Genomic DNA, 22,520 nt, shown 5'->3' on the forward strand with positions numbered 1-22,520 from the left:
TACAAAAACCCCGTCTTACTGAGTAAGGCGGGGTTTTTATGGTGAACTAATTAGATGTTCGAATAAAGCACTATACACTCATAGTTTCCATCCAATTTTTAGTCATAGTCATATAAAAGAGGTACGGTGTTAACCTTGCTAAGCCTACATTTGTAGTACTTGCGCTCGGTTGCCTAGTATCTCAAATATCTGACTACGACTATAGCTCACTGTTATTGAGGATGTATGGCTTAATGGCGGAAGTGACGCATACCAGTGAATACCATCGCGATACCATGCTCATTAGCCGCAGCGATGGTTTCATCATCACGAATAGAGCCGCCGGGCTGAATAATTGCTTTAATGCCGACTTCAGCAGCGTTATCAATGCCATCACGGAATGGGAAGAAGGCATCTGATGCCATGACTGCACCTTCAGTAGCAAGATTAGCATGTTCAGCTTTGATAGCAGCGATACGCGCAGAGTTAACACGGCTCATCTGACCGGCGCCAATACCAACAGTGCGCTGATCTTTACCGTATACAATTGCGTTTGATTTCACATATTTAGCAACCGTCCAAGTAAATAACAAGTCAGCCATTTGCTCAGATGTTGGCTGTAAGTCAGTGACCACTTTTAAATCATCAGCAGTGATAAGACCTAAATCTTGGTTTTGAATCAATAGGCCGCCAGTGACACGTTTATAGTCAAACTGTGCTGCACGCTGTTGCGGGTTAGGTAATTCGCCGCATGTTAAAACACGAACGTTTTTCTTTTTTGCTGTGATATCTAAAACGCCATCTTCTAAGCTTGGTGCAATAATCACTTCAGCAAACTGAGTATCAACAATCGCTTGTGCCGTCTGTTTGGTTAGCGGACGGTTGAATGCAATAATACCACCGAATGATGATTCAGGATCAGTGCTAAAGGCTGTTTTATAAGCGTCTGTTTGATTGGCATTAATCGCTACACCGCAAGGGTTGGCGTGCTTAACAATTACACAAGCTGATTCACTAAATGATTTCACACACTCTAAAGCGGCATCAGTATCAGCGATGTTGTTATAAGACAGCTCTTTACCTTGGTGCTGCTGAGCGGTTGAGATACTGCCCTCGCCAGAACCATTTGCTTCAACATAGAAAGCCGCTTTTTGATGTGGGTTCTCGCCATAACGCAAATCCTGCGCTTTTTGCATCTGTACGTTAAAAGTACGGGCAAAATCGTCTGGCTGATCAAATGACTCTAAGCGGCTACCTAAGAAGTTAGCAATCATGCCATCATAATGCGCTGTGTGTTCGAATGCTTTTACGGCCAAATCAAAACGGGTCTTTTGTGAGATGCTACCTGACTCTTTTAGCTCTTCTAACACACGATCGTAATCAGCAGGGCTAGTCACGATAGCCACGTGCTCATGGTTTTTAGCCGCAGAGCGGACCATGGTTGGACCACCAATATCGATGTTTTCAATCGCATCTTCTTTGGTCACACCTGGCTTAGCAACGGTTTGCGCGAATGGGTATAGGTTAACAATGACTAGGTCAATCGGGCGGATTCCATGCTCGCTCATGACCTGATCGTCTTGACCACGGCGACCTAAAATACCACCATGAATTTTTGGATGTAGTGTTTTTACACGGCCGTCCATCATCTCAGCAAAACCGGTATAGTCTGCTACTTCGGTCACTGCAATGCCATTTTCAGACAATAAGCGATAGGTGCCGCCAGTAGATAATAGGTCGTATCCAGCGTCAATTAAACCTTGAGCGAAGCTTTCAATGTGTGATTTGTCAGAAACAGAAATAAGAGCGTATGGCTTGTCAGACATAGTTTTTCCCATAGTGTGAGAGATAAAAAAGGTGATTGGGTTCTGAAATCATCGTTGATACTGATTTATCGCTTAATCACGCCATTATCTTAATAGACCATAGCGCGAGTTAAGACCCGTGTATATTAGAGGAATTTGGATAATATGACAAAGTTTTCATGGTGATTGGCTTAAGTTTTTAGCGACTCATCGGGCTACTATAAGACAATCTCACTAGCAAATTAATCTAGGCTAATAAAGCCTTTAAAGGCATAGACTCTCTTACAATTATGGTTACAAAGTGATAGTCAACTTACATTAGACCGTATTGCTGCATTTTCTTACGCAGTGTACCGCGATTTAAGCCTAATATTTTTGCTGCCTTTGATTGATTGCCTTGGGTTTGCTCAAGCACAACGGTAAGCAGTGGCATTTCTAATTCTTGCAAGAAAGTATCGTATAAATACGTTGGCATCTCGCCCTCAAGTTCAGCAAAATACTGTTCAACAGCAAACTGTACGTGTTGCCTTAGTGGTTGACGCGGCACCATAGATTCAACCATATTAGCTGAGATAAAGTGCGCTTGGTTGTCAGATACTTGATTGTTGCTCATAATCTGTGACTGTAAGACATGGGTAGTGGGGTTTGTCATAATAGCACGGCACGCAAGTTAAAGACGTTGTATAGATTGGTATAAAAGCAGCAGGGTAGACAAATAGTCATGCATATATAGCAAAAGACAGTGCCTATTTATGTTATTACTTACTCTACAGTAATATCCTCTATAAACACTGACTAAAAAATCACTGTCCCATACTCTAGTATTGGCAGATGTTTTTAGGTGCTTGCTCTAGCGGGTATCTTACCGAATAATGTCATTATACAACAGTGATTGTGCTCATCTAAGAGTCATGTTATACGCTATATGACTACTGATTTATTATCAGGGTTTTGCTTAGTCGATGAGCTTGCCAGATAGACGATGCCAATGAGAGTCATCGAACTTCTCATATGAATGACGGTCATCTAAATGGAACCAAGGCGCATACGCTTCAACTACTTGCTCAAGCTGCTCAGAGATAAGTCCAGCTAGTACAATATCACCTTGTGATTTAATAAGAGTTGCTAAGTAAGGGGCTAAATCCATTAATGGCTTGGCTAAGATATTAGCGGTAATCATATCCGCTTTTGGAATCTCGCCTGCCGCAAAAGCTTTAGTAAAATCTTCTGGTAAATACGCTTGTAGCGAGTCATCAACGTCGTTGCTTTCTGCATTTTGCTTGGTGGCAAGTACCGCTTGAGGATCGATATCCACACTATAAACCTGTTTAGCGCCTAGTAGCAGGGCAGCGATACCTAAAATACCAGAGCCACAGCCGTAATCAATAATCACCTTGTCTTTTAAATTCTGGTCGGTCAACCAATCTAGACACAGACGAGTAGTGGCATGATAACCGGTACCAAATGCCAGACCCGGATCCATCATAATATTGGTCGCTTGTGGGTCAGGTGGCGTCATCCATTTAGGCACAATCCACAGATTATTGGTGCATTCGATAGGCACATAATGCGACATCCATTCACGTTCCCAATCGGTATCAGCAAGTGGGGTAGTCCATACTCGGCTGGCATTAACTTGCACCGCAATAGTTTGAGCAACGGCTTCGATATTTTGAGCGTTATCCGCTTCAAATAACCCAGTTAGGATAACTTCATCCCATAATGGAGATTGACCAGGTAGGGGCTCAAACAACGGCTGATCGCCGGCATCTTCTAAGCTAATAGATAATGCGCCTTCTTCTAATAAAAGACTCTCTGCCAAATCGACATTGTCTTTTGCGCATTGTAGGTGAAGTTGCTGCCAATCCATAATGATCCTTAACGCTGTTTAATTAATAAAGTATTGAGTAAAAATAAGTTTGTTTATTGGGTCGCTTTTAGCGAGATAACGCAGCATTTGCTTCTTTAATGACTCGCTGATTGCCTTGAGCTTGCCCGGCTTTTAAGATGAGTCGCCATAGGGCTTGTTTTCTTGAAGCGGTTTTAGCAACGACTAAACCACGGCGTGCCATTGCCTCAGCTTTCAACGGCTGATTTTGGGCAAGTGCAACCTGACTTAGATAATAATAGACCGCCGAGGACTGCGGAGCGAGACGCTGTGCACGGGTGAAGGTACTTTGAGCAGCGGAAACTTGGCCTTGGCGTAATTGGGCGACACCGGTATTCATAAGCCTTCTAAAGGCAGGGATATTATCACCATCTTCACTTGAAGATGAACTGCGCGCTGTTGATCCTGAATTTTGTCTGGCTTGCTCAAGTAGTATTTGTCTTGCCGACTTTTGATTGGTTGGTCTTGGCTGCTCAGCCACAGGCGCAGTCTCAATCGGCTGATGACGTTGCGGTGTTGTCGTCCGATTAGGCTGTGACACGATTGACGAGTTGTCAGGTGATTGCTCAGGCTCAAAGGGATTGTCTGTCTGACTTTGAGTAGTGCTGTCAGCAGTCTCTTCCATGACGTCTTCATACTCTGAGCTGTCATAAACAGAGGTGTCAGGCTGCGTAGTTGGTGCAGAGGAGCCATAAGGATTGGTCGTCTGATAGCCAGATTGCGACATGCCAGTGGTCGTCTGACAGCCAGTTAAGGCGAGCAGACTAAAAGATAACGCTAGGACAATAGACTTTAAATACGGAGTAGGTTGGCTTTGACGCTGTGAATAATTTTGCATAAGGGCGTAATGTTTCCATGGTCAAAAGAGTCAAATAGTAAGACAAGCGCTGGCTTAATAAAGTAATGGTTTTAAGTGATAAACATAATTATACAGAGATATGAGCGTGGTATCAGAATATAAACCGATGACCAAGCTCACTTCCTATTCGCTTACAAAGCAATGTCAATGATTATTAGAACCATTCTGCTGCTTTCTCATACCAAGTTTCGCCGCCGCTTTGAGAGTCCTCAGACTGCGTATTATTGTTGGCATTATCTGAGTTGTCAGAGGTAACCGGTGCAGTTTCTGATGCACCCGTGTCATTATTGGGCTGTGCAGTGTCACTTTGTCTGCTTTGCTCAAGTAGTGAGCGGCGCTGATTGTTTAACCACTGAATCTGTTTACGCGCTTGCTCTTGTTGATACAGTTGCAGCGCACAGTCACTGGCATCTTCTGGCAAGTATTTAGACAATACCGGTAAGTAGCGTGCGCCGGCACAGCTTTCATGCGACAATTTGCCTGTACCGTTTTCAAGCCATAACCACTCAACGCTGTCTGGTTGTACGAGGTTAACAGGTGTTAAACGCAAGCGTCCCATAAAGTCTTTCCAGACAGGTAGAGCGCCGCTACCACCACTAAGACCAATTGGTTGGTTGTCATCACGGCCGACCCAAACCACGCTCACATAGTTACCGCTATAGCCTGCAAACCATGCATCACGATAGTCATTGGTGGTACCTGTTTTACCGGCCAGATTTAAATCACTACCCAAAGATTGCAACGTTTTGGCAGTACCATTTTTAACCACTTCTTGCATTGCATAATTGGTCAGATAATTGACATCAGGCGGTACGCTGCGTTTGGTATCCAGACCTGAACGCTGCAAGATTTGCCCACGATCATCGACGACAGAACGAATACTGATAATCGGCGTACGGAATCCGCCTGCAGCCACCACTTGATACATGCCAAGCATATCCATTGGGCTAAGCTCAACCGACCCTAACAATAAAGACGGATAAGTTGGGATTTTCTCATTAATACCCATACGGTGCATCTGATTAACCAAAGTACCAATACCAAATTCAACACCCACGTTAACCGCAGCTTGGTTATAAGACTTGGCAAGGGCAGTGGTTAATGGCACATAACCATGGTCACGACCATCATAGTTCTTTGGTGTCCACGTAGAGCCATCGGCCAATGTAAGGGTAACCGGATTGTCATTTACTGGGCTGGCAAGGTTGTATTTACCACTCTCTAACGCGGTCATATAGATAAAGGGTTTTAATAATGAACCCACTTGACGCTTGGCATCAACAGCACGGTTAAAGCCTGTGAACTCACTACCACTACCAACAGCGGCGACTAATTCGCCTGATGCCGGATTGGCGCTAACCAAAGCGGCTTGGATAGGTTTGGTTTTACTGCTTTTCTTGCGCAATATGGTTAACTGTTTATCAACGGCAGCGTCGGCAGCAAATTGAGCAATTGGGTCAAGGGTACTAAAGACACGTAAGCCCTCATTCTTTAGATCTTCTTGATGATAATTTGCTTGTAGCTCGCGTTTTACGATATCTAAGAAGTCTGGAAAACGACTCTTGCCAACGCTAGGCTTTTCGACCACATCTAGTGGCTTTGCAATGGCTTCATCATAAGTGGCTTGATCAATTTTGCCAGTTGCGAGCATATTAGATAAAACCGTATTACGACGATTTAATGCACGCTCTGGATTACGGCGAGGGTTGTAATAACTGGTGCCTTTAGCCAAACCAACTAGCATCGCTTGCTGATCAATACGCAGCTCTTTTAGTGGCTGATTAAAATAAAACTGTGACGCCAAACCGAAGCCATTGATAGAGCGGTTGCCATTTTGGCCTAAGTTAATTTCATTCAGATAGGTTTGTAAAATCTCATCTTTATCGTAATGCATTTCAAGCAGTAGCGCCATGACCGCCTCATTAGCTTTACGTTTTAAAGAACGCTCATCGTTTAGATAGAAGTTTTTAATCAGCTGCTGCGTGATGGTCGAGCCGCCTTGCATCTTACCACCTTTTAAATTGGTGACAATGGCGCGTCCAATACCACGTATTGATACCCCTTTATGCTCATAAAAACTACGATCTTCGGTTGCAATCAGCGCATCGATTAACGGCTGCGGCACCTCATCAATAGGTACCACAATACGGTCTTCATTATTATCAGGATAGATACCGCCAATGGTCACCGGCTCGATACGCACAATACCAGTATCGTTAGGCTCGGTGCTTTGTACACTGGTGATTTTTGAGTTATTGATACTGACTTTGATGATTTGTTCAGGATCAACATCATTGGCACTGTATTTAAAACCGCGAGTATGAATGGTGTATTGACCAGACGACTTACTATACGAGCCGGTACGGTCATAGTTTGAACCGGACTGATAGTTGAGCATTTCAAGCCAAGTGTCTAGGTTTTTACCCGATAAGGTCGCTCCTTGATACAGCTCTAAAGGCTGTGAGTATACTTTGGCCGGAATATTCCAACGTTTGCCTTCAAATTTTGAAGTGATGACTCTGTCTTGCTTAACCAAATACATCGCAAGCAGCAACATGCCGACAATGATAATAATCAGTAGAACAAAACCAATAACAGACCCGCGCTGTGTTTCAGGGTTTGGCAGCTTGCCAGTCGTTACGGAGGACTGTTTTGTTGAAGGCTGAGATGTAGATGGTTTTGCACGAGAGGGTTTGTGATACACGATAGGATTACCAACTTAAAAAAAGACCCGATTATAATGACCTAAAACGCCTATTTTTTCAATATCATTGAAAATAAATGGCGGTGATATGGCAACTAATACACTGATTTCACCTGTTTTTCATCAAAAGGCCTTGTTTGAGCAATCTAAGGGTAACGATGCATACCTTATCTGCACGACCTGATACAATAGAGTGTACTATTTTTCGCCTTTAACTTAAGCCTTATTTTTGGATTTGCATTTATCATCCCCATATAAATAAGCCTGCTATGTACGGTTAATAGCCCTTCTAATGACCCCTTTATGCCCTCTGTTATTGTGAGGATAGTATCTTTGTATGCGCTTAATTATTCAGCCAAATACAAGGGCATTGTCTTTATCTTTGTGGGGTTAGATAAAGGGTCGACTATAGCGTTATAACTGCTGTGATTATGCCTATGACTTCTCCAAACTCATCACAAAAATCGGTTCCGCCTGCTTCAAGTACGAGCGGTCAGTTCACTTATCTAAAAGATGATATTAATAATCTAGTATTGCCACCAAAGGGATGCTGCTTTCATTGTGGTGAGCCCGTGCCGCAGCCACCATTTAAAGCAGCTGTCTTGGGCGAGTCACGTCTTATGTGCTGTATGGGTTGTCAGCTTGCGGCTGAAAGTATTGTCGAAGCAGGGCTTGAGCAATATTATCTAGACCGCTCAGAGATTAACCGTACCGCCAGTATGCCAGCAGAATTGCAGCGCTTACAGGCGTATGATCATGATGATGTGAAATCACAGTTTGTATATGCATCCGATGGCTATTCCGTTGCTGAATTATCAGTGAATAACCTGCGCTGTGCGGCCTGTACTTGGCTGATTGAGGCACGGCTCGATGAGCTTGATGGCGTGAAGCAGTGCCAAGTAAACTTAACCAATCAGCGAATGCGGGTGATTTGGGATGAAACAAAGCTGCCCATTAGCGATATCCTGATTACGATTAATCAGATTGGTTATGATGCCAAGCCCTATCGTCAGGATACCCATGAGGCAATGCTTGCCCGCCATAACAAGCAAATGATGATACGTTTGGGTATTGCAGCTTTAGGTGCAATGCAAGCGATGATGTTTGCTGTCGGTATGTATTTTGGTAATTACACCAGTTATAGCGGCATGCTTGTTGAGCAGCGAGACTTTCTGCGCTGGGTATCTTTGTTTGTCAGTATTCCAGTGTTTTTTTATTGTGCAGTACCTTTCTTTACCTCTGCTTGGTCAGCGATTAAAGCGCGTCAGGTAAATATGGATGTGCCGGTCAGTATTGCACTGACCGTGACTTTTTTTGCCAGTTTATACGCCACCATTTCAGGACATGGCGAGACCTATTATGACTCGGTCAGTATGTTTGTGTTCTTCCTGCTGGCAGGTCGCTATATTGAGCATAATGCACGTCTAAAAGCGGCCAATATGGCCAATGATCTCGTCGTTGTAGAGCCGACTTTGGTTCAACGTATTGCGCAAGTGCCAGAGCTTATTCAAGAACTCAGTCCAAGCAGTCAAACCGAATCAAATTTAGACTACTCTAATATTGCCTTAAGCAGCTCACAATCGAAGCAATTAAGCGAGCTAGGTGAATTAATCCATGCTGCCAAAAATAACAATGGCGTTGACAATAACCCTAGCAAGACAACTAAGAGTCGTCATAGCGAGACTGTCACCGCGCATACGCTAAACGTGGGTGACGTGATTATGATAGATGCTGGCAGTGAAGTGGTAGCAGATGGTATTTTATGTAGTGAAACAGCGACCGTATCACAGAGTCTATTAACCGGTGAGAGTCAACTAATCGCTAAACATCGCGGTGAGCAAGTAGTGGGCGGTTCACAAAACGACAGTCAGCCCTTTGTGATGATTGTTACCGCCTTACCTGAAGATAGTCAAATTGCGCTGATTGACCGCTTAATGAATCGCGCCATGAGCGAGAAGCCGAAGATTGCTGAGCAAGCAGATAAATGGGCGCGATGGTTTGTGGCACGTATTTTAGTGTTATCCGTCTGTGTCTTTATCGGTTGGTATTTTGTTGATCCGTCGAAAGCGTTATGGGCAACGGTTGCTGTCTTGGTGGCGACTTGCCCTTGTGCTTTATCCTTAGCAACACCGATTGCGCTAACCGTCTCGACCAATCGGCTAGCAAGCTATGGCTTTTTGACCACTCGCGGACACACCATTCAGACTTTGGGAGAGATTACCCAAGTTGCTTTTGATAAAACCGGCACCTTAACGTATGGCAAGCCTAATTTATTGTTCGTCGATGTTTTGGATGATGCCAAGGTCGCGAGTAAAGATGATTTATTGGCCATCGCGGCTGCGTTAGAGGTGGGCAGTCGTCATCCGATTGCTAGTGCGTTACTGGATGCCGCCTATCAGCTACATTTACCGGCCGTAACTAGTGTTGAGCATTATCCGGCAGGCGGTATCGAGGCGGTCGTGGATGATATTGGCGGCGGTTATCAATATCGCTTGGGTCATGTTGATTTTGCTTTGCAGAATGAGAGCAGCACGACAGCGTTATCTGAGCGAGTAGAGGCGCACTATTTGCCTAATTTAGATAAGCATCATGCCAGTACCGCGGTTATGCTGACCAGACGCGCTAACAACACAGATGCGGCCAATGATGCAGTGTGGGAGCCTTTGGCGCTATATTACTTTAATGACAGCGTGCGTGAGGGCGTGGCAGATATGATTGCTAAGCTGCAAGCGCAGAATATTAAAACTATTATTTTAACAGGTGACCCTAGTGAGCATGCTCAAATGGTTGCCAAGCAGTTAGGCGTTGATGAGCTGTATTATGGGTTGTCGCCGACTGATAAGGTTAATCATATCAAGCAGCGCCAACAGCAAGGCGAAGTCGTTATGATGGTAGGCGATGGTATAAATGATGCGCCTGTTTTGGCCGCTGCCAATATTTCAACGGCCATTGCCGGCGCCGCAGATTTAGCGCAAGTCTCAAGTGACAGTGTGATATTAAATGGAAAAGTGACTGCTGTGCATGATGCCAAGCGTATTGCTGATAAAGCGCAGCATATTATTAAACAGAATTTGCATTGGGCATTGGGCTATAATATGGTAGTGCTATTACCGGCAGCCTTTGGTTATGTACCGCCTTGGCTAGCGGCGATTGGTATGTCGTTAAGCTCATTAATCGTGGTATTGAATGCATTACGTCTAAAACGAGCGTAACCGTTATAGTCAGCGAACGACTAAACGGTTACGGCGGTTAACCTTGCTAATCCTAGACTTGTCGAACTTGCGCTCGGGTGCCTTGTCACCCTTTTAGACTTCTCAGACTATAGAAGCCATTTGTTTGAGGCAATAAAAAAGGTCGCCCTAATTGGGTGACCTTTTTACACATCTTACACATCAATAAGCTATAGCAATTAAAAGGGATGATTAATCTTGGAAATGGCTCAATAAACGCATAAATTCGAAGTACATCCAAACCAGCGTCGCTAAAATACCAATACCAAATACCCATTCATAGTCTTCTGATACGCCAGCAGCAACACCGCGCTCGACATTATCAAAATCTAGTAATAGGCTAAATGAGGCAATAACCACCACAAATAAGCTAAAGCCAATACCGATTAATCCGCCAGTCTCAAAAATGAACGGTAAGCTTGAACCAAATAATACGAAGCCTAACTGTACAACATATATAAGCATGATAGCGATGATGGCTGACATCATGATTGAGCGGAACTTCTCAGTTACCTTAATTAGGCCAGAGCGGTATAGTCCAAGCATTACAGCAGCAGTGACAAAAGTCGCGGCTAAAGCATTGGCTGGAATACTTGGGTCAATACCCATAAACATAATAGAGACACCGCCCAAGAATAGGCCTTCTAAAATGGCGTATGGTGCAGCTAGTGATTTGGCTTTTTGCGGTTTGAAGGTAATGAATAAGCCCAAACCAAAGGCAAGAATCATACTACCAAAGGTAATACCTTGTGCCATACCGCCGCTAATGCCACCACTTAAGATAAAGAAAAAGAAAGCCATAGCACAAATGGCACTTAGACCCAATAAAAAGCTGGTCTTATGAATCACACCTTTTACGGTCATCGCCCTGCCACCAACGGCAAGCTCTGTACGACTGACAATTGGATTTGCCATAATACTGTGTTCCTTAAATATTTAATGAATCGGCTAATTAATTATTTTAGCTCGGTGTATAAATGAATATAATGCGTCATCATAGCCTATTTTATCAAGATTAGTAAAGATTTGATGCGCTGTAGATGGATAGGGTAGATGACCAATCAAATTTATTTAAAATCACCGATAGTTATCTTATAAATGGCCCTTTAGCATTACTATTTCAATAAGGTTTTGCGTAATCAACAGTGGTTAATAGTCAGTAAACTTACTGGTATGTAAGCTTATTGCAATTTAAGCACCTGACTATAAATAGTCAAGATAAATGATGTCTATAATTAGGAATATTAAGTCTAGGTAATGCAGTAAATGCCATAATGTGGTACGCTTGCGACCTACTAGGATGTGGTTTACCGTTGCTTTTGTGAGCATAAGTATGGATATAAGAGCTTGGTTTGTATGCCAATATTATCCGTATAATCCAATATAAAAATCCATCCTATTATTGGTAAGACATTTCAATATTCATCACCTATTTAATTAAGCTAAAGCCTATGGAAAGCTCTGCGCAGTCCCATAAAATACCGAATCTTTCTGAATCACCGCATTTTCATTCGATAAAAAACCCTGCCTTTAGGCGTATTGGTTTAATGGGAAGGGCTAGAAAGCGTGGGGTGATTACCACCATTCACGAAATAGGCCGACGCGTCAATGAAATGGGGCTCGAGCTATATATTGATGCAGAGACAGCCAGTTTGCCCGATTTGGAGCTTGAGCAACTCAGTAAACTACACGTAGTCAAACGTAGTCTACTCGGTGAGATTTGTGATCTAGTAGTGGTAGTCGGTGGCGATGGTTCTATTTTGCATGCCGCGCAAGCGCTGGCGCGTTACCGTGTTCCTGTATTAGGGGTCAACCGTGGCCGACTGGGCTTTTTAACCGATGTCAATCCACATGAAGTGGGCGAGAAGTTACGTCAGGTATTGATGGGCGATTACCAGTTAGATCAGCGCTTTTTATTGACCATGGAGATACGCGAAGGCCGCGATATTATTCATGAAGATATGGCGCTTAATGACGTGGTACTGCACGCTGGTAAGTCCGTGCATATGATTGATTTTCAAATGAAGATTGATGGGCTTGACGTTTATCGTCAGCACAGTGATGGGCTAATAGTCGCCACGCCAACAGGCTCGACTGCCTATGCCCTTTCCGGTGGTGGTCCGATTATTCATCCAAGTTTAGACGCTATTTGTCTGGTGCCGATGCACCCGCATACTTTATCGAGCCGGCCTATTGTGGTTAGTGATAAAAGTGAGATTGTGATTCGAATTCATAAGGATAATCGCACTCAGCCTATGGTTAGCGCAGATGGTAAGCCGAGCTTACCGCTTGAGCAGCACCAGCGACTTTATATCCGTAAACATCCTGATAAACTTACCTTACTTCATCCACCTGGATTTGATTTTTATAAAGCCTGCCGTACAAAGCTTAATTGGAATGTTCATGCAGAAGAGTTTAGCCTAGAGGGTGAAGATGACGACGAGTAGTTAATTATTAACTATCAGCAGCGCTTAGACTTAATATGAGTTTTAATTTTTAGACACTGTGAGGATATTATGAACAAACAAGATGTTTTAGCCGCAATGACTCCAGATCTAGTAGAGTCTTTTCGCGTCGCTATTGAGCTAGGAAAATGGCCAGATGGCCGGAAATTAACGCCGGAACAGCGCGAAACCTGCTTGCAAGCAGTGATGATCTGGGAGCATGAGAACCTACCGCCAGAAGAGCGCATTGGTTATATTCATAAGCCAGTCAAAAAAGATGGCACAGTCGTAGGCGAGGAGTGTGATGTTGAGCATGAGCATCACTATCCAAACTTGCCAAATCCTAAAGGCAATATTAAACCTGTTAAATTCCGTTAATTAGGCTTTAATAAGATAGTTTGATGCGATTACCAATAAGTATAGCCATAAAAAAAGACCAACTTGATGTTGGTCTTTTTTGTCTCTTGTCTGTCTTGAGTCGGTACATCTTTAAATAGACAGACGATTAAATATTTTTAACATCCACACTTGGACGCGGCGTTAATGGATTTTTCTCCATTAAGAACGCTTGCCAGCCCCAATGAATAAAGTTACGAATATTTGGATGATCCACACCTTTTGGGGTCGATAAAACTGAATCGTAATGCTCACCAAACAGTTTTAACGTATCTAATTGGCTTAAACCATGATGCTTTGCAAAGCCAAATACCTTAGCACTGCCTTCATTTTCACCAACGGCGTTAACGATATCACCATTGGTAAAGCTTACTGGTGTATAACGATAAAAGTCATCGATAAAGTTTAGCACATCATTAAAGCCGATGGCTTTCTTACTTAGTCCGTTTAGTAGGGCGGACACGTCCGAATGTCGGATACTCATAATGGCCTCATTGTCAGTTTAAACGTATTGGTTTAGCCATCGCTTAGTGTCGCAAGTAAAAAGCTAGGCAATTAAATAGCGCAAGTGACGCAAGGCGCTATTTATTGAGCTAATAATCTCTCTAGATAGTTATTAAAGCGAAAAATATCAATGAAAGCTAGAACTATCTGTTAAAGAAGTCGTCGTCATCAAATGAGGCAGGGAAATTGCCTTGCTCTAAATGCTGCATTTGAGACTGCATAGCGCGTTCATGCTGGATACGCTGATAAATCTCTTCACGGTGAACGGCGATGTCTTTTGGCGCATTCACACCAATACGGACTTGGTTGCCTTTTACGCCAAGTACCGTAACGCTTACCTCATCACCAATCATTAAAGTTTCGCCGACACGGCGGGTTAAAATTAACATGCGTCACACTCCTTATGTCGCAGTAAAAAGAATTGGCTAATGCCAAATGATGAATTATTCATAACGTTGCCCATTAAGTTTGCCCTTCAAAAAGAGGCGACCTTTTTTGTCTAGTCCGGCTGCGACTTCTAATATGGTAAATAAAACAAATCATTATCCACGTAAGCCAGTCATCACCGGGCTGCTATGTTTTGATGTATTTGCCCATAGTTATCCGCTAGCATAACTGGCTAGATATCTAAAATACATCAGTATAGGCCACAATCGAACAGAATATTATAAGGTTTTATTGGTCATATGTCATTATTATTCAAGGTTTTTAACAGATTGCTGTCAAATATGACTTAATAAGTGACTTATTATTACCTTATTTAACAGGCTGTTAGTCAGAGTATTGAAGAATAGCTCAAAACCAGAGTTTAATTAGCCTAAGCGTTAGAAAACAAGCAGTTAAGCATAAAAAAGAGCCTTATTATTAAGACTCTTTTATCATAACAAATATCGAATTAAGGTTATTGTAGGATTAGGTTAATAATTAGCGCATGACAATTTAAACAGGCTGATTAAATCCATCAAGTCGTAATACAACGATACTATTTATACACCGGCAACCTTGCTTTCACCATCGGTTCTGTCTAGACCAAAGGCTGTGTGCAGTGATTTAACCGCTTTGTCTAAATGCTGTTCTTTGATTAGAACAGAGATTTTGATTTCACTGGTAGAAATCATTTGGATATTGATGTTGTTTTCAGCCAATACTTGGAACATTTGGCTTGCGACACCAGCATGAGAGCGCATGCCGACACCAACTAAGGAAACTTTAACTACATCATCGTCACCATGAACTTCTTTGGCATCGATATCGACTTTTACGTCTTCTAAGATAGCCAGTGCTTTTTCAAAGTCAGGACGGTTAACTGTGAAGCTAAAGTCTGTAGTGCCTTGAGTTGATAGATTTTGTAAAATCATATCGATTTCAATATTAGCATCGCTAATTGGGGTTAAGATAGCAGAAGCAATGCCAGGGTGATCAGGAACACCACGCACGACAATTTTTGCTTCGTCTCTGTTAAATGCAATGCCTGAAATGACCGGCTGTTCCATGTCGTCTCCTTCGTCTACTGTAATCAGGGTGCCAACATTTTGGCGGAATTCTTCATCAAAGCTACCGTCTTTACCTTCATCAAAGCTTGACAGTACTCTTAAAGGTACTTGGTATTTGCCCGCAAATTCAACCGCGCGGATTTGCAGGACTTTTGAGCCAAGGCTGGCCATCTCTAGCATTTCTTCAAAAGTAATCTTGTCAAGCTTACGGGCTTTTGAAGTCACGCGTGGGTCAGTGGTATAAACACCGTCTACATCGGTATAAATTTGGCATTCATCAGCACTTAATGCTGCCGCTAAGGCAACGCCAGTAGTGTCTGAGCCGCCGCGGCCAAGAGTAGTAATATTACCTTCGTTATCAATGCCTTGGAAACCTGCAACCACCACAATGCGGCCAGCATCAAGCTCAGCGCGAATCTTCTTATCATCGATGGCTTCAATACGGGCTTTATTGTGTTTATTATCAGTGTGAATAGCGACTTGACCACCAGTAAACGAGCGTGCGCCTATGCCAAGCTCCATAATCGCCATAGATAATAGCGAGATAGACACTTGCTCACCCGTTGAGACCATTTGGTCATATTCACGAGGATCAGGCGATTTGCTAATTTGGTTAGCAAGGTCGATTAAACGGTTTGTTTCTCCGCTCATGGCTGATACGACAACAATGACTTGATGGCCATGGTCATGCCAGCGTTTAACGCGCTTTGCGACGTTCTTGATACGGTCGATACTGCCCATCGACGTACCACCATATTTTTGTACAATCAATGCCATGTGAAACCCTTTGAATTGAAAGTTTGGTTTTCACCATTTATTCCTACTACTATCGCCCCTTTATACACAGATGACCGGTTATCATTTAAGACCACCGAACACGTATATAACTATTTACACTATATAACTAAGTAATGCGATATGCCGCTTAGCCATAAGGGTTTGATAAAATAATAAAAAATGGTAAGCCCATAGTTTATTGAAAGATATTTTTGACTATTTTAAATTTTATCTACTGCGTGTTGCTCATGAAACTAAAGTCATAACAAACGTACTTTATAACACAACCGAACCGCACCATCAAAGTATGATCAGGCTTTTAATGATGGTAAATAGTTATTAATGCATAAACTTATCGCAATATCTACTTACTCAGCTGCGCTTGATTAAAAACGGTTTTAAAAAATAGCCTAAAAACCAGACAACTGCAATAGCTAAATACAAAGAAAGCAGCGTAATGGAGTGCCAAAACGCTGCTTGTTAAATAACGGGCTAACTTTATCTGCAAAGCCAGCCAAATAAATCCGACTAAATAAGTCTAGCCAATTGCACTGAGAAAAGTGACATTCATTAGATCGATGGCAATTAACCCAATTGCTCAGCAAGCCACTGTGGTAAATGTCTCATTACGGCTTCTAATTTATCACTATTAGGTGCGCCGCCTTGAGCATAATCAGGTTTGCCACCGCCTTTACCATCAAGCTCACCGGCCAAATGACGGATAATATCGCCTGCTTTGATATCGCCAGTCAGCGACTTGCTAACAGAAGCGGCAAGGGCAAGCTGATCACCTTTTTCACCAATAAGGACAATAATCGTATCTTGCAATTTAGACTTCATGTCATCCATGAGGCCACGGATTGCTTTACCATCAATACCCGCTACTTTTGCAATCAGTACCTTTTTGTCGGCAATAGTTTGCACATCGTCGACCAGTGTTGCTGCTTGCGCGCTGGCGATTTTCTGATTTAAACGCTCAATCTCTTTTTCAAGTTCACGCTGTTTGTCAGCCATGGTTTGTACACGGTCAGCAACCTCTGGACGTTTGGCCTTTAGTTGATTGGCAAGAGCAGTTAATTGATTATCCGCTTGCTGTACATAACGTAGTGCACCCATGCCGGTTAGGGCTTCGATACGGCGGATACCGGCGGCAATACCAGACTCTGAGGTAATTTTGAACAGACCGATATCACCGGTACGCTTCACGTGTAAACCACCACAAAGCTCAATTGAGAAGGGTTTTTCAACACCATCTTCAATCTCATTGGTGCCCATGGTTAATACGCGAACTGTCTCACCATATTTTTCACCAAATAGGGCAGCAGCACCTTTTTTCATCGCCTCATCAATGTTCATAAACTCAATCTGAGTCGCCACGTTGGCTTGAACTTGTTCATTGACCAGACGCTCAATAGTCGCTAAGTCTTTTGCACTCACGGGGGCATCATAAGAGAAGTCAAAACGAAGCATATCACTGGTCACTAGTGAGCCTTTTTGTGACACTTCATCGCCCAATACTTTACGTAGCGCAGCGTGCAATAAGTGAGTCGCTGAGTGGTTACGCGCACTGGCAGAACGTAGGGCAGAAACCACTTGTGCTTCAGCCGTCTGACTCTTTTGTAGACGACCCATATTAACCACACCATGATGAATAATGGCTTGACCTGATTTTTTGGTGTCTTCAACATTAAATACACCAGAGCTAGTACGAATCTCGCCCATTTCACCGACTTGACCACCGCCTTCTGCATAAAATGGCGTGCAGTCTAGAACGATAACACCTTCGTCACCTTCATTTAACTCATCGACTTCTTTACCATCTTGATATAGGCCGATGATGGTTAAGTCTTTTTCATCAAGCTTTTCGTAACCCACAAACTCAGTCGGTACGTCTACTTTAATAGTAGCAGAGTAATCGACATCAAATTTACCGGCATCACGAGCACGTTGACGCTGGATGTTCATTTGCTCATCAAAGCCGGCTTCATCAATACTAATACCGCGCTCACGGGTGATGTCTGCAGTCAAATCGACAGGGAACCCATAAGTGTCATACAGTTTAAATGCGGCTTCACCAGAGAGGACATCGCCTGATTTTAAGCCTTCAAGCTCGCTATCTAATAAGCGAAGACCTTGAGCCAAGGTTTTGGCAAATTGAACTTCTTCCTTTTCGATAGCTGATTCGATAAAGCTTTGTTTTTCAACCAATTGCGGATAAGCGTCGCCCATCTCTTTGACCAAAGGTGCAACCATCTTATAGAAGAAGCTGTCATCAGCGCCTAGCTTGTTACCATGACGAACAGCGCGGCGGATAATACGGCGCAGCACATAACCACGGCCCTCATTACTTGGCAATACGCCATCAGCAATTAAGAAGCTAACCGCACGGATGTGGTCAGCGATTACTTTAAGCGAGGCTTGCTCATTATTTTCAATACCAAGGATATCAGCGGCACTGTTGATGAGATTGACGAATAAATCAATCTCATAGTTGCTGTGAACGCCTTGCAAAATAGCGCTGATACGCTCAAGACCCATGCCGGTATCAACACTCGGTGCAGGCAATGGCTCCATGGTGCCATCTGGCAGACGGTTAAACTGCATGAATACACAGTTCCATACTTCAATATAGCGGTCGCCATCTTCTTCAGGTGTACCCGGTAGACCGCCTTCTACATCGGCACCATGGTCGTAAAATACTTCAGAACAAGGACCACAAGGACCGGTATCACCCATTGCCCAGAAGTTGTCTGAGGCATAAGGTGCGCCTTTATTATCGCCAATACGGATAATGCGGTCGGCTGGCAAGCCAATGTCTTTGTTCCAAATATCGAAGGCTTCGTCGTCGGTTTCATAAACAGTCACGTACAAACGGTCGCCATCTAGTGCCAGCCATTCCTTTGAGGTCAAAAATTCCCACGCGTAGTTAATCACTTCTTTTTTGAAGTAATCACCGAAGGAGAAGTTACCCAACATCTCAAAGAAAGTATGGTGACGCGCAGTGTAGCCCACGTTGTCTAAGTCGTTATGTTTACCACCGGCGCGCACACATTTTTGTGAGGTCACGGCACGAGTATAATCACGCTTCTCTATACCCAAAAAGCAGTCTTTAAACTGGTTCATACCGGCATTAGTAAATAGCAATGTCGGATCGTTATAAGGCACTAGGCTTGATGACGGCACATGGGTGTGCTGCTTGCTGACAAAGAAGTCGATGAACGACTGTCGAATGGCAGCAGTGCTCATAAAGTTATCTAAATTTGGCTGATCTGGATTTGAGGATGTAGACACAGGCTGAGTCACGTGAACTCCTTTATAAATGGCTGATTGGCTAAAGTTTAGGACGGCTGATTATTAAAAATTAGCGTTTATAAATGACAATAATTATCTGTCTAAAAGTTATCTTATTTCAGTATCAAAACAGGTATCTTAATACGCTAAGTTAATATTTGGGCGTGTGGAACATTCGCAAATTAGCACTGCTGATAGCTAAAATTGTTTCAGACTAGGCGTAAACCGTAGTTAATGTCTAGACCTTGACTAGGTTTGCAACAACGTCTGGGGCGATTTTAGCATCAGCCCTGCGGGGCGGGACTCTTTTTTACCAATATATTGCGAAATTGTCTAACTTAGAATGACTAAGCGTCAAAAATTCCACTGCATATTGACTAAAAAATAGTCGCCGCCAGTGCCATGGTCGAATGTTCCACACGCCCTAGATTCAAGCGCCCTAAATATAAAATGTATCAAATAAATAATAGCCACAAAGTTTAGCATATTTGAGGGCAAAACATGAGCGCTTCGCTATTCATTGGATAAAATAGCGACATCGGTTTGGTCAATGGTATCTGTATGTTCAGGGCTTGATTCGATAACCACGACCGGCATATAACGCAGCTGAATACGAACCGGTAAATATTTAGGATAATCTTCCTCAATTGTCTTATTAACCACTTGCTCTAAATACTGCGCATCACTTGACGACGGGCGTGTTTCTCCTCGTACAACCGCTCGAATCGTCTGATGGTCTTCACGATTGACGAACTGAGTGGCGGTTAACGCATTACCTTTTTCAATAAAGTAGTTGTTAATGTCTTCTTTGACGGTGTTTTCAAAGGTTTGACGTTTGGTAATGGTATTAAAGTTATAAGTTAAATAAACACCGATAGCAGCAAGCAATAACAAAGGCACTGCATTACGTCGGAAGAAAGCGAGTACTGGGCTGCTCTTATAATCCTCTTCCATTAATCTACGAAATCCGGTGAACCATAGTACTAACGCATTGGTAAACTGAATGGCGACGATGTTGGTAATGGCCAATAACAAAGCGCCAAAGCCCAAGGTTAATTGTCCATGCGCAAATAAAATACCACTAGCAGCAAGCGGCGGTACTAAAGCGGTAGCTACCGCAACACCAACAACAGCCACTGATAAATGCGGTGATATCATAGCGTAAGCACCGGCCGTACCACCGGCCAAGGCAATCATCAAGTCCATCGAGGTGGGCTCAGTACGCGATAAAATCTCGTTTGACAAAGGCGTGTCTTGATGAAGAAAGCCGACAATAAAGCCAATGCTTACCACCATAGCGCCGCCGGCAAGTACCGTCATTAAGGACTTACGTAAAAAGGGCATGCGATAATCAATAATCGCTAGAGCCACGCCACTGATTGGGCCTAACATCATGGCGACCAACATCGCACCAATAACCACCGCCGCTGAGTTAATGACCAAGCCGTAACTGGCAATAATGGCCGACAATGCATTCATAATAAAGTACATACGGCTGGGCAGGGCATTGGCCTCAATACTAACGCGGATACCTTGGTAATCTACCTCAACCTGACTTTCTTGTTCGGCAACGAATTGCTTATAAGACTCAAGCTTGGCTTCTTTGTCTTTTTTTAACTGCTCTTCTTCGGTTAACTCTTCTTTGTCCTTTTTACTTCTTTTACTGTCTTTCTTCTCTTTTTTAGCAGACTCTGAGTCCGTGTTATCTAGAACAGCCTTTGGTTGTGTATCAGTGGCAGCTGGTGTTCCTGTGTAGATATCAGTATTAGTGTTGGCATCTGAATGATTGGCCTCTTTGGCAGCCATCTCCTCTAACTGTGCATCTGAAACCTCTTCAGGCACCGCCTCGTAATCTGGTAGCGCAAGCTCTTCATTCTCTGAGTCATTGTCATCCGTATTATTTTGTGTTCCAGCGTCTTGTGTTTGACCAGTCTTAGCCGCACCGTCTTTGGACGGATTCTCAGGGGTCTCTACTGTCTTAAACGAGTGAACATTGTTATGAGAGGGGTCGGCTTCTTGACGCGCTAAATAATCAAGACGCTCTTTTTCTTTTCGAGCCGCTTCTTCGTCTTCTTCACTTAGCTCAGTTGTCGAGTCTGATAGAGCCTTATCTATGTTATCACTGGGTGTTTCAGTATTCGCCGCATCATTAGCTGTATTGCTCGTATCAATAGCCTCGTCTGTGTTTTGGATTTTCTGATTGGCATCAATGGCTGAATCTGTCTCTAAGGCCTCGGGTGTGACATCTTCGGCCACCGCCACGGCCACATCCATCAAAGGCTCATTAATATAGTCGGCATCAATAATGATAAACGGACAATGGCAGTGTATCTTTTTATTAGGCACCGGCTTGTATCCATGGGCAGCGAAATCAAATTCTCGAGCATAGGGAGCAAATTGAAAATATGGCACAGGAATAAAAGTAGCTTGCGACATGGTGACCCTTATCGATTTATTGATGGCTCGGTGGTTTATACAAGAATAGGTCGCCCTATTATTTGGCATAAATAAGGGCTAATTCTGAGTGCTTTGTTAGCAGTGGTGTAATTTAATGATAAACGGATTTAAAATCCATAAGTTTTTCGATTTGTTAGCGCTAATACAACAAATATTATCAATAGGCTACGAATTGAAGTATAGATAAGGGGAAGTTGTCTATAGACAGGAGGGTATAAATAAAGGCTATGAGAGGTATTTGAGACATATTTTAGAGTATATCAAATTGCCACCTGAACGTCTTTTATAATAAGCGACTGAGGGTTTTTAAAAATAAACACAAAAACCCTTAACGAAACTAAGGATTTAGTGTATAACTATAATATAAAGTGAATATTATAAGTAGGAGTACTAAAAATTAGTCCTGAATGATTAACTGACTTTATTATTTGACGATGAGGTGGAAGGTATGAACTGGCAACTACTTAGTATGATTTGGTCTATGGCAGCTACTGTGTTGATTGGCATATTAATGATTGCAGCATTGGTGACTGGCTTTGATGATATTCCACATATCATCGCCACAGCGGTCGTGGGTGCTCTGTTAGCGATTCCGGTGGCATTGGTGCTTACCAAACGAATTAACCGTATTAGCTAAGTTTAATAAGTTAACATCAATAAGCCGACTCAGATTAAGTCGGCTTTTTCTATTTA

General features: G+C 43.1%; 15 protein-coding genes. 4 read left to right on the top strand and 11 right to left on the bottom strand.

From position 1 onward, the window contains the following. Positions 1-230 precede the first annotated feature (230 nt). The 5 genes from purH to mrcB all read right to left on the bottom strand — a co-directional run bounded on the left by purH (position 231) and on the right by mrcB (position 7,088). Positions 231-1,805, bottom strand: coding sequence for a bifunctional phosphoribosylaminoimidazolecarboxamide formyltransferase/IMP cyclohydrolase (purH, locus tag AC2SLM_RS02385; protein WP_486551762.1), 1,575 nt, complete (start codon positions 1,803-1,805; stop codon positions 231-233). A gap of 292 nt (positions 1,806-2,097) precedes the next feature. Next, the gene (gene fis, locus AC2SLM_RS02390) at positions 2,098-2,436 is read right to left on the bottom strand and encodes a DNA-binding transcriptional regulator Fis (protein WP_486540403.1); all 339 of its coding nucleotides are present in this window, start codon (positions 2,434-2,436) and stop codon (positions 2,098-2,100) included. A gap of 303 nt (positions 2,437-2,739) precedes the next feature. Then, the gene (gene prmA, locus AC2SLM_RS02395; RefSeq protein ID WP_486551764.1) at positions 2,740-3,654 is read right to left on the bottom strand and encodes a 50S ribosomal protein L11 methyltransferase; all 915 of its coding nucleotides are present in this window, start codon (positions 3,652-3,654) and stop codon (positions 2,740-2,742) included. Between the two features lie 67 nt (positions 3,655-3,721). Beyond that, the gene (locus tag AC2SLM_RS02400; protein ID WP_486551766.1) at positions 3,722-4,510 is read right to left on the bottom strand and encodes a tetratricopeptide repeat protein; all 789 of its coding nucleotides are present in this window, start codon (positions 4,508-4,510) and stop codon (positions 3,722-3,724) included. Positions 4,511-4,685: 175 nt separating this feature from the next. Further along, positions 4,686-7,088 (bottom strand): penicillin-binding protein 1B, encoded by a 2,403-nt coding sequence (gene mrcB / locus AC2SLM_RS02405; RefSeq protein WP_486551871.1) that lies wholly within the window; start codon positions 7,086-7,088, stop codon positions 4,686-4,688. Positions 7,089-7,666: 578 nt separating this feature from the next. Between mrcB and AC2SLM_RS02410 the strand changes: the two genes are divergently transcribed. Further along, the gene (locus AC2SLM_RS02410; protein ID WP_486551768.1) at positions 7,667-10,447 is read left to right on the top strand and encodes a heavy metal translocating P-type ATPase; all 2,781 of its coding nucleotides are present in this window, start codon (positions 7,667-7,669) and stop codon (positions 10,445-10,447) included. Between the two features lie 210 nt (positions 10,448-10,657). Here AC2SLM_RS02410 and AC2SLM_RS02415 read toward each other — a convergent pair whose 3' ends face one another. Next, positions 10,658-11,380: a Bax inhibitor-1/YccA family protein gene (locus AC2SLM_RS02415; RefSeq protein ID WP_486551770.1), complete on the bottom strand. Its 723-nt coding sequence runs from the start codon at positions 11,378-11,380 to the stop codon at positions 10,658-10,660. Positions 11,381-11,916: 536 nt separating this feature from the next. Here AC2SLM_RS02415 and AC2SLM_RS02420 point away from each other — a divergent pair. Both AC2SLM_RS02420 and AC2SLM_RS02425 read left to right on the top strand, forming a co-directional pair. After that, positions 11,917-12,912, top strand: a complete 996-nt coding sequence (locus tag AC2SLM_RS02420) for an NAD(+) kinase (protein ID WP_486551772.1) — start codon at positions 11,917-11,919, stop codon at positions 12,910-12,912. Between the two features lie 69 nt (positions 12,913-12,981). Next, a complete protein-coding gene (locus AC2SLM_RS02425) occupies positions 12,982-13,287 on the top strand; it encodes a YeaC family protein (protein WP_486540389.1) in 306 nt (101 codons plus the stop codon). 127 nt (positions 13,288-13,414) lie between these two features. Here the strand turns inward: AC2SLM_RS02425 and AC2SLM_RS02430 are convergent, their stop codons facing one another. From AC2SLM_RS02430 to AC2SLM_RS02450, 5 genes are all read right to left on the bottom strand, one after another. Beyond that, positions 13,415-13,789 carry a HopJ type III effector protein gene (locus AC2SLM_RS02430; RefSeq protein WP_486540387.1) on the bottom strand — a complete coding sequence of 125 codons (375 nt, stop codon included), beginning with the start codon at positions 13,787-13,789 and terminating at the stop codon, positions 13,415-13,417. A 163-nt stretch (positions 13,790-13,952) separates the two neighbouring features. Further along, positions 13,953-14,198, bottom strand: a complete 246-nt coding sequence (csrA, locus tag AC2SLM_RS02435) for a carbon storage regulator CsrA (protein WP_019672642.1) — start codon at positions 14,196-14,198, stop codon at positions 13,953-13,955. A 597-nt stretch (positions 14,199-14,795) separates the two neighbouring features. After that, positions 14,796-16,079: an aspartate kinase gene (locus tag AC2SLM_RS02440; protein WP_486540384.1), complete on the bottom strand. Its 1,284-nt coding sequence runs from the start codon at positions 16,077-16,079 to the stop codon at positions 14,796-14,798. Positions 16,080-16,664: 585 nt separating this feature from the next. Beyond that, positions 16,665-19,325 carry an alanine--tRNA ligase gene (alaS, locus tag AC2SLM_RS02445; protein ID WP_486551872.1) on the bottom strand — a complete coding sequence of 887 codons (2,661 nt, stop codon included), beginning with the start codon at positions 19,323-19,325 and terminating at the stop codon, positions 16,665-16,667. A 558-nt stretch (positions 19,326-19,883) separates the two neighbouring features. After that, the gene (locus AC2SLM_RS02450; protein ID WP_486551773.1) at positions 19,884-21,806 is read right to left on the bottom strand and encodes a DUF389 domain-containing protein; all 1,923 of its coding nucleotides are present in this window, start codon (positions 21,804-21,806) and stop codon (positions 19,884-19,886) included. A gap of 469 nt (positions 21,807-22,275) precedes the next feature. Here AC2SLM_RS02450 and AC2SLM_RS02455 point away from each other — a divergent pair, with 469 nt between their 5' ends. Continuing rightward, the gene (locus tag AC2SLM_RS02455) at positions 22,276-22,464 is read left to right on the top strand and encodes a hypothetical protein (protein WP_486540380.1); all 189 of its coding nucleotides are present in this window, start codon (positions 22,276-22,278) and stop codon (positions 22,462-22,464) included. Positions 22,465-22,520: the final 56 nt, after the last annotated feature.

This window comes from Psychrobacter sp. CX16 (assembly GCF_057396245.1).

Coding starts and splice junctions, on each gene's coding strand:
- purH (WP_486551762.1), bottom strand. CDS start 1,805: ATGTCTGACAAGCCATACGCTCTTATTTCTGTTTCTGACAAATCACAC.
- fis (WP_486540403.1), bottom strand. CDS start 2,436: ATGACAAACCCCACTACCCATGTCTTACAGTCACAGATTATGAGCAAC.
- prmA (WP_486551764.1), bottom strand. CDS start 3,654: ATGGATTGGCAGCAACTTCACCTACAATGCGCAAAAGACAATGTCGAT.
- AC2SLM_RS02400 (WP_486551766.1), bottom strand. CDS start 4,510: ATGCAAAATTATTCACAGCGTCAAAGCCAACCTACTCCGTATTTAAAG.
- mrcB (WP_486551871.1), bottom strand. CDS start 7,088: ATGTTGCTGCTTGCGATGTATTTGGTTAAGCAAGACAGAGTCATCACT.
- AC2SLM_RS02410 (WP_486551768.1), top strand. CDS start 7,667: ATGCCTATGACTTCTCCAAACTCATCACAAAAATCGGTTCCGCCTGCT.
- AC2SLM_RS02415 (WP_486551770.1), bottom strand. CDS start 11,380: ATGGCAAATCCAATTGTCAGTCGTACAGAGCTTGCCGTTGGTGGCAGG.
- AC2SLM_RS02420 (WP_486551772.1), top strand. CDS start 11,917: ATGGAAAGCTCTGCGCAGTCCCATAAAATACCGAATCTTTCTGAATCA.
- AC2SLM_RS02425 (WP_486540389.1), top strand. CDS start 12,982: ATGAACAAACAAGATGTTTTAGCCGCAATGACTCCAGATCTAGTAGAG.
- AC2SLM_RS02430 (WP_486540387.1), bottom strand. CDS start 13,789: ATGAGTATCCGACATTCGGACGTGTCCGCCCTACTAAACGGACTAAGT.
- csrA (WP_019672642.1), bottom strand. CDS start 14,198: ATGTTAATTTTAACCCGCCGTGTCGGCGAAACTTTAATGATTGGTGAT.
- AC2SLM_RS02440 (WP_486540384.1), bottom strand. CDS start 16,079: ATGGCATTGATTGTACAAAAATATGGTGGTACGTCGATGGGCAGTATC.
- alaS (WP_486551872.1), bottom strand. CDS start 19,325: ATGAGCACTGCTGCCATTCGACAGTCGTTCATCGACTTCTTTGTCAGC.
- AC2SLM_RS02450 (WP_486551773.1), bottom strand. CDS start 21,806: ATGTCGCAAGCTACTTTTATTCCTGTGCCATATTTTCAATTTGCTCCC.
- AC2SLM_RS02455 (WP_486540380.1), top strand. CDS start 22,276: ATGAACTGGCAACTACTTAGTATGATTTGGTCTATGGCAGCTACTGTG.